Annotated in this window: 4 protein-coding genes and 4 pseudogenes; 7 read left to right on the forward strand and 1 reads right to left on the reverse strand. The window is 69.1% G+C overall.

Annotation, left to right across the window (positions count from 1 at the left end; all coding sequences use genetic code 11):
* The first annotated feature begins 46 nt into the window (after positions 1-46).
* From FNH04_RS04600 to FNH04_RS04615, 5 genes and pseudogenes are all read left to right on the forward strand, one after another.
* Positions 47-1372 carry an L-fuconate dehydratase gene (locus tag FNH04_RS04600; RefSeq protein WP_194236552.1) on the forward strand — a complete coding sequence of 442 codons (1326 nt, stop codon included), beginning with the start codon at positions 47-49 and terminating at the stop codon, positions 1370-1372.
* Positions 1365-1538: pseudogene (locus FNH04_RS47370) on the forward strand (amidohydrolase family protein); the annotation flags it as partial. The gene FNH04_RS04600 and the pseudogene FNH04_RS47370, both read left to right, overlap by 8 nt.
* Positions 1538-2115: pseudogene (locus FNH04_RS47375) on the forward strand (zinc-binding dehydrogenase); the annotation flags it as partial. The pseudogenes FNH04_RS47370 and FNH04_RS47375, both read left to right, overlap by 1 nt.
* Positions 2112-2585 (forward strand): annotated as a pseudogene (locus FNH04_RS04610) (aldo/keto reductase); the annotation flags it as partial. The pseudogenes FNH04_RS47375 and FNH04_RS04610, both read left to right, overlap by 4 nt.
* Before the next feature lie 276 nt (positions 2586-2861).
* Positions 2862-5051: an RICIN domain-containing protein gene (locus FNH04_RS04615; RefSeq protein ID WP_322722589.1), complete on the forward strand. Its 2190-nt coding sequence runs from the start codon at positions 2862-2864 to the stop codon at positions 5049-5051.
* A gap of 169 nt (positions 5052-5220) precedes the next feature.
* On the opposite strand, the gene FNH04_RS46380 is transcribed toward FNH04_RS04615, so the two are convergent.
* Positions 5221-5391 (reverse strand): hypothetical protein, encoded by a 171-nt coding sequence (locus tag FNH04_RS46380; protein ID WP_194236553.1) that lies wholly within the window; start codon positions 5389-5391, stop codon positions 5221-5223.
* A 17-nt stretch (positions 5392-5408) separates the two neighbouring features.
* On the opposite strand from FNH04_RS46380, the pseudogene FNH04_RS04625 reads away from it, so the two are divergent.
* Positions 5409-6863: pseudogene (locus tag FNH04_RS04625) on the forward strand (MMPL family transporter); the annotation flags it as partial.
* 129 nt (positions 6864-6992) lie between these two features.
* On the forward strand, positions 6993-7633 hold a 641-nt coding region (locus FNH04_RS04630), incomplete at its 3' end, for a histidine kinase (protein WP_228031132.1).

A 7633-nucleotide genomic window follows, 5' to 3' on the forward strand; every position in this document is an offset into this window, starting at 1 on the left:
CGCCCGCCCGCTTCCTCTTCGCCCTCGTCCTCGCAGGAGTCGCGCCATGCCCTCCGCCATGCCCGCTTCCGCCCGCATCACCGCCCTGGACGTCCTGGACGTACGTTTCCCGACGTCCGAGCAGCTGGACGGGTCGGACGCGATGAACCCCGAACCCGACTACTCCGCCGCCTATGTCGTCCTGCGCACCGACGCCGGCGACGGCCTGGAGGGCCATGCCCTGGCCTTCACCACCGGGCGCGGCAACGATGTGCAGGCGGCTGCCATCGCGGCCCTGGCGCCGTATGTGGTCGGCCTGACCGTCGAGGAGGTCTGCACCGACCTGGGCGCGTTCTCCCGCAGCCTTGTCCACGATCCCCAACTGCGCTGGCTGGGCCCGGAGAAGGGCGCCATCCACATGGCCACCGGCGCGGTCGTCAACGCGGCCTGGGACCTGGCGGCCAAGCGGGCGGGCAAGCCCGTGTGGCACTTCCTGGCCGAGATGTCACCGGAGGAGCTGGTCGCCCAGGTCGACTTCCGCTGGCTGAGTGACGCGCTGACCCCCGAGGAGGCCCTTCAGATCCTGCGCCGCGCAAAGCCGGGCCGCGAGGAGCGGATCGCACGGTTGCTGGAACGGGGTTACCCGGCCTACACCACCACACCGGGCTGGCTCGGCTACTCCGACGAGAAGCTGGCCCGCCTGGCCCGCGAGGCCGTCGCCGACGGCTTCACCCAGATCAAGCTGAAGGTCGGGGTGGACCTGGAGGACGACGTACGGCGCATACGCATCGCCCGTGAGACGGTCGGCGACGGCATTCGCATCGCCGTGGACGCCAACCAGCGCTGGGACGTCCAGCCCGCGATCGACTGGATGCGGGTGCTGGCCCCTTACGACCCGTACTGGATCGAGGAGCCCACCTCCCCCGACGACATCCTCGGCCACGCCGCCGTCCGCAAGGCCGTCGGCCCCATCAAGGTCGCCACCGGCGAGCACATCGCCAACCGGGTCGTGTTCAAACAACTCCTTCAGGCCGGCGCGGTGGACATCGTCCAGATCGACTCCGCGCGGGTCGGCGGCGTCAACGAGAACATCGCGATCCTGCTGCTCGCCGCGAAGTTCGACGTGCCGGTCTGCCCGCACGCCGGCGGGGTCGGCCTCTGCGAGATGGTGCAGCACCTGTCGATGTTCGACTACGTCGCCGTCTCCGGCACGACCGAGGACCGCGTCATCGAGTACGTCGACCACCTGCACGAGTACTTCGTCGACCCGGTGCGCATCGCCGACGGCCGCTACCTCGCGCCGAGGCTGCCGGGCCTCAGCGCCCAGATGCACCCCGAGTCCCTCAAGGAGTACGCCTACCCCGACGGCCCGGTCTGGTCGGCCCGTGTCTGACGTGCTGTGGCTGGTGGACGCCCACCATCATGTGTGGGATCTGGACTGTCGTCCCCAGCCCTTGCTGGACGAGCCCGGCCATGAGCCGATCCGCCGGACCTTCGCCGCGGACGACTTGCGATCGGCCGCGACCCGGCCCATCGCCGGACGGCGGCTGGACCGCACCGAGCCGGCCACCGACACGTCTGCCAGCGCCTCGACTTCATCGGCATCGACTCGCCCGGCGGGATGCAGCAGCGCTGGGGGTCCCCGCCTCGACCCTCATCCGCCTGCCGGACTCCCTCTCTCTGGACCGGGCCGCGCTCGTCGAGCCCACGGCGGTGGCCGTGCACGACGTCGGCCGTGCCGGGCTGCAGGACGGTGAGAAGGTCGTGGTGGTCGGCGGCGGGCCGGTCGGAGTCCTCATCGCGCTGGCCGCGCGGGCCGTGGGTGCCGAGGTCCGCGTCGTGGAGCCGAGTGCCCACCGGCGGCTGCTCGCCGAGGAGTTGGGGCTGATCACCTGGAACCCCACCGGGACGAACGTCTCCGAACGGGTAGGACAGTGGACCGCCGGCGCCGGCGCGGATGTCGCTTCGAAGGCTCTGGCGCGTCCGCCGGGATGGACGCAGCGGTCGAAGTCCTCGGTGTGCGGGGCCGGTTGTGCCTGGTCGTCATCCATCCCCGGTACCGCGAGGTGAATTTGCACCGCTTCTTCCGGCGCGAACTCACCCTCGTGGGGGGCCCGGTTGTACGACCGCTCCGACTCCGACGGGAGACCGCCGCCGACGTGGTGATGGTGGCCGGACGCTACATGCTGCTGGACCAGTCGGCGCTGGACGACGTCCTCCCCACCGCACTCGCGCTCGGTAAGAGCGTCGTGGCGGCAGGGGTGTTCAACTCCGGTCTGCTCTCCGAGGGCCGGCTCGCACACGGCATGAGGTACGACTACCGGGCCGCTCCGCCGGAACTCGTCGCCCGTGCCCGGGCCATCGCCGACGTCTGCGAACGGCACGGCACGACCCTGCCCGCCGCGGCGATCGCCTTCCCCTTCACCCACCCCAGCGTCATCAACGTCACCCTCGGCATGCGAACTCCTGAACAGGTCACGCGGAACATGGGGCTCCACCGTCGGCACGTCCCAGAAGATCTCTGGCACAACCTGCGCGGCCGAGGCCTGATCAGAACCGACGTGCCCGCCGGCCACCGCATCCCTCATCTCCCGGCTACTGAATAGTGCTCGTGATTCCGCCCTGTCAATATCGAATGAGGAGCGGTGTGCGAAACACTTTCGGAAACGTACCGGTGACAAAGCGGTCTCTCGTCCCAATACTTTTCCCCACCCGGCTTACGCCTCATCGACCGGATTGCATCGATGCGTAATCGCCGCGGGCCGCATGCCGCAGTCGACAGTTCGGTATTCACGTCCGGCTCTGCGGTCATTCCCCGTCGGTCACGGAGTTTGTCCTCTCAATTGCCGTGGCCGTCAACCCGTACGTTCAGAGGAGCCGCAGTGAGACAAACATGGGCACGGAGGGCTCTCGCGACAGCGACAGCCTTCGGCGTCGGCGTGGGACTCGCCCTCGCCTCCACGGGCAGCGCGTCGGCGTATCAGCCGAGCCAGACGAACCTGTACGTGTCGCAGGATTCCGCCACGTGCAACAAGAAGCCCTGTGTTCTGTACCCGAAGACGGCTCAGCTGCCGAGCGGCCGGATCGTCGCGTCGTTCGAGAACAGCAAGGGCGACCCGGTGGGCCAGACCCTGCCGGTCTACAAGAGTGACGACGACGGTACGACGTGGCAGAAGCTGTCCGACGTCAAGGCTCCCGCGTATCTGTCCAGTGACTCGCAGTACGCGAAGTACACCAGCAACTGGACCAACCCCTACCTCTATGTGCTCCCGCAGGACGTCGGAGCGCTGCAGGCCGGCACGCTGCTTCTCGCGAGCGTCGTCTCGGGGGACGACTACTACTACAAGGAGCGCAAGGCCGCCGACCCGAACTGGACGCCCACCGCCGACGGCGACCGCAAGGACATCGCGATCGCCCTGTACGCCAGCACGGACGACGGTGCGACGTGGGACTTCCAGAACATCATCGCCACCGGCGGCTGGCAGGGCATCAACCCCTCGAGCGCCAACACGAACCGGCAGAGGGACCCTGTCTGGGAGCCGTACCTGGTGGCCCGCAACGGAAAGCTCGTCGCCTACTACTCCGACGAGCAGGAGTACCTCGGCTTCGACGCCACCACCGGTGTACCGAACCGTGACCCTGATGACGACACGGCCACGGACCCCGGGTTCCAGATCCTCGTGCACCGGACCTGGGGCGGCGGCAGCACGTCCTGGACCCAACCGATCGTCGACGTCCCGGGCACGACCGACACCGTGGGCGGCAAGACACTGATCGGCAACGGACGTCCGGGCATGACGACGATCGCCGAGACGACCGACGGGAAATGGCTGCTCACCTACGAGTACTGGGGCGGTGGAACGGACACCCGGTACCGGCTCGCGGACGACCCGCTGAAGTTCTATCCGAACACTGTGACGGACCAGCCCGTCACCAATCTGCCCGTGCCCTCAGGGGGGCGCAGGCTGTCCACGAGCGGCAGCCCGGTGCTCGTCCAGCTCCCGGACGGACGGATCGCCTACAACGCCAACGGCAGCGGCAGTGTCTGGGTGAACGAGTCCGGTAAGAGCGACGGCACCTGGAAGGAGTACCGGACGGCGATCACCAACGGTTACAGCCGCAATCTCCAGTACGTGGAGGGCACGGGACGCGTCCTCATCCTCCAGGCCGACTTCAGCACCGGCTACGGGCCCATCCGTTACGCCGAGGTCGACCTCGGCCGGTCCGACGGTGCCTATTACACCCTCGTCAACCGCGCCACCGGTCAGGCGCTCAGCCCCGACGCCGGCAAGACGCAGGACGCGAACCTCACCGGAGACGTCCCCGACCTCGTCCTGAAGGACCGGAACGCGGCCGACGACCTGCAGCGCTGGCACACCACGGCCAAGGGCAGCAACGTCACCCTGCTCAACAAGGCCGGTGGCCGCTCGGTCGCCATCTGGACCGGCAGCGCGACAGCCGGACAGAAGCTCGCCCAGTGGGTCGACGACGGAGCCACCGACAAGCAGTGGACCCTCGTCCCCTCAACCGACGGCCACTACAAGCTCCGGTCGGTCCGCAACACGAGTCTGTTCATGACGGGCGCGACCGCGAACGGCTCCGTCACCCTGGGCACGTCGATCGACGCGTCGACGAACGCCGCGGCCGACGACTCGCAGGAGTGGCAGCTGGTCCAGGACCCGCTGCCGACGGACGGCACCTTCACCCTCAAGGGCGCCAACTCCGGACGCTGCCTCGACGTCCCGGGCGGCCAGACGGGCGTGCAGGTACAGATCTGGGACTGCTCCGGGAACGCGAACCAGACCATCACGCAGACCACGGCGGGTGAGCTCCGCGTCGCCGGCAAGTGCCTGGCGGCCGATGGTGATGGCACCACCGCGGGCACCAAGCTGATCCTGTGGACCTGCAACGGCAAGACCAGCCAGAAGTGGTGGTCCCGACTGGACGGATCCGTCATCAACCGCTCCAACGGCCTGGCGATCGACGTCACCAACTGGGGGACCGCCAACGGGTCGAAGGTCCAGCTGTGGACGGCTCTCGGCAACGCCACCCAGAGGTGGAGCCGGGCCTAGTTCGCGCCGGTGGGGTGCGGTCCGAGGGGGACCGCACCCCGCTGAACGCGGTTCCGGAGCTACGCGAGTCGCCTGAAGAACCCGCGGATGTCGGCGCTGAGCAGGTCCGGCTCCTCCATGGCGGGGAAGTGGCCGCCGAGGTCGAACTCTGACCAGCATGTGATGTCGTTCAGGGTTTCGGGGTACCGCCGAGGCGCCCGGAAGCCGACGTGTAGGCCATGAACTCCCCCATCGCCGCCCGCGCGTCGTCGCCGCCCTGCGCGGAACTGATCCGCTCGGACCATCCCCGCGGGAGCTCCCGGTCCTCCAGGGGCGCCCCGAGCAGCTCGCAGATCGCCATTGCGGGGAGAGAGAACCGCAGCGGGCGCGGTGGTCGTCGCCGTGCTGATCGCCCTGACCCTCGTCCGGGCATTCCTCGGGTTCTGGCCGAACGCGGTGCTGTCGCGTCGTACGCGCAAGGGATCCGAGCCGGACGACAAGGCCGAAACGCGCGGGAGGACCCTGCGAGGCAGGAGGCCCCTGCCGCGAAAGAAGAATTCCGTGGCCCGCAGCAGCGCCAGGGCCGACGTCGTCGTGGCCCTCGGGAGCGGGGAGACGGACGAGAAGGAGCGGGACAACCTGGGTACCCGCTGGGCCCGCTTCGTCCTGCGCCGCCCTCTTCCCGTACTGATCCTCGGCGTCCTGGGCCTCGGCGGCCTCGCTCTTCCGGCGACGGGCCTGCAGCTGGGCATGCCGGGCGACGAGGCCAAGTCCACCTCCACCACCGAGCGCCGGGCCTACGACGCCCTGGCCGAGGGCTTCGGCCCCGGCTTCAACGGCCCGCTGACCATCGTCGTGGACGCGAAGGGATCCGCCGACCCGAAGGCCGCCGTGAGCACGATCAGCGAGGAGATCGGCGCCACGAAGGGGATCGTCTCCGTCTCGCAGGCGCGCTTCAACGAGGCCGGTGACACCGCGGTGTTCATGGCCACCCCGTCCACCAGCCCCACAGACGAGAAGACCAAGACCCTGGTCAAGACCATCCGTGACGAACGTCCCGCAATCGAGTCGGCGACGGACGCGTCCTTCGAGGTCACCGGTACCACCGCGCTGAACATCGACATGGCCGAGAAGGTCCAGGCGGCACTCGTCCCGTACCTGGTCGTGGTGGTCGGTCTCGCGGTCCTCCTGCTGCTGGTGGTCTTCCGGTCGCTGCTCGTCCCGCTGAAGGCGGCCCTCGGCTTCCTGCTGTCGGTGCTGGCGTCCATCGGTGTGGTCGTCCTGGTCTTCCAGCAGGGGCACGGTGCGGAACTGCTGGGCGCGGAGACCACCGGCCCGATCATGAGCATGATGCCGATCTTCCTGGTGGGTATCGTCTTCGGGCTGGCCATGGACTACGAGGTCTTCCTCGTCTCGCGGATGCGGGAGGCGTACACCCACGGTGAGGCGGCAAGGCAGGCGGTGGTGTCGGGGTTCCGCCACAGTGCCCGGGTGGTGGTGGCCGCCGCGCTGATCATGATCGCGGTGTTCGCCGGGTTCATCGGCGAGAGCGATTCCATGATCATGATGATCGGGTTCGGCCTCGCCTCCGCGGTACTGCTCGACGCCTTCGTCGTCCGCATGGCGATCGTGCCCGCCGTGCTCGCCCTGCTCGGCGACAAGGCGTGGTGGCTGCCGAAGTGGCTGGACCGGTTCCTGCCTCGGGTCGATGTGGAGGGTGAGGCCCTCAGCCGCCGCCCGGCCGACGCCCAGAGCTCTGCCCCTGCCCCTGCCCCGGACCTGGACCCGGACCTGGACCCGACGCCGGACGAGCCGGTCGGCGTGCGTGTCTGACCTGGCACCCACCCGTCCACGGCCCGCCCGAGGCAAGGACCTCGGGCGGCCCGGACGGCCGTCGTCCCAGGGCGACGGCGACCATGGATCCAGCACCCCACCGGGAGCATCCTCACCGGGAGAGACACGATGACGAGCAACCTCGAGCGTCACTCGGAACGTCGTCCGCGCGTCGTGGACACGGCGATGTACCTGGCACTGTTCGGCTGCGTGGCCCTCGGTGCCTCGCTCAATTTCCCCGGTATGGATCTGCCTAAGGACGACTGGCCCGCCGTACTCCTCGCCGGGATCTCCTGCCTCGGACTGCTGAAGGCACGCGACCACCCGCGCAGCGCCCTCGCCGTGGCCACGACCTGCACGGTGGCCACCGGCGCCCTGGGCTATCTGCTCACCCCCCTGCTGCTGGCGCCCCTGATGATGGCGCTGTACTGGCTGGCTCTCAGTACCGATCCCAGGACCACGCGTATGTACGGCGTGACGGTCATGGCCATGGTGGTGATCACGACGCTGCTCGACAAACCAACGACCGACATGCTGCTGCTGCGCACCCTCGGTCCCATCCTGTGGCTGCTCCTGCCCATGGTCGGCGGCGGCAGATCTCGCCTGCGGCACGCCTACACCGAGTCCGTCCAGGCGCGTGCCGCGCACGCCGAGCGCACCCGCGAGGAGGAGGCCCGCCTGCGCGTGGCCGAGGAACGCATGCGCATCGCGCGCGAACTCCACGACGTCGTCGCCCACCACATGGCCGTGGCCAACGCGCAGGCCGGCAC

The organism is Streptomyces phyllanthi (assembly GCF_009377205.1).
GTDB classification, from domain to species: Bacteria; Actinomycetota; Actinomycetes; order Streptomycetales; family Streptomycetaceae; genus Streptomyces; species Streptomyces phyllanthi.

What these genes read in the sequence shown, in the direction of transcription:
- FNH04_RS46380 (WP_194236553.1), bottom strand. Translation starts at nt 5,391, where the DNA reads ATGGCGATCTGCGAGCTGCTCGGGGCGCCCCTGGAGGACCGGGAGCTC.
- FNH04_RS04600 (WP_194236552.1), top strand. Translation starts at nt 47, where the DNA reads ATGCCCTCCGCCATGCCCGCTTCCGCCCGCATCACCGCCCTGGACGTC.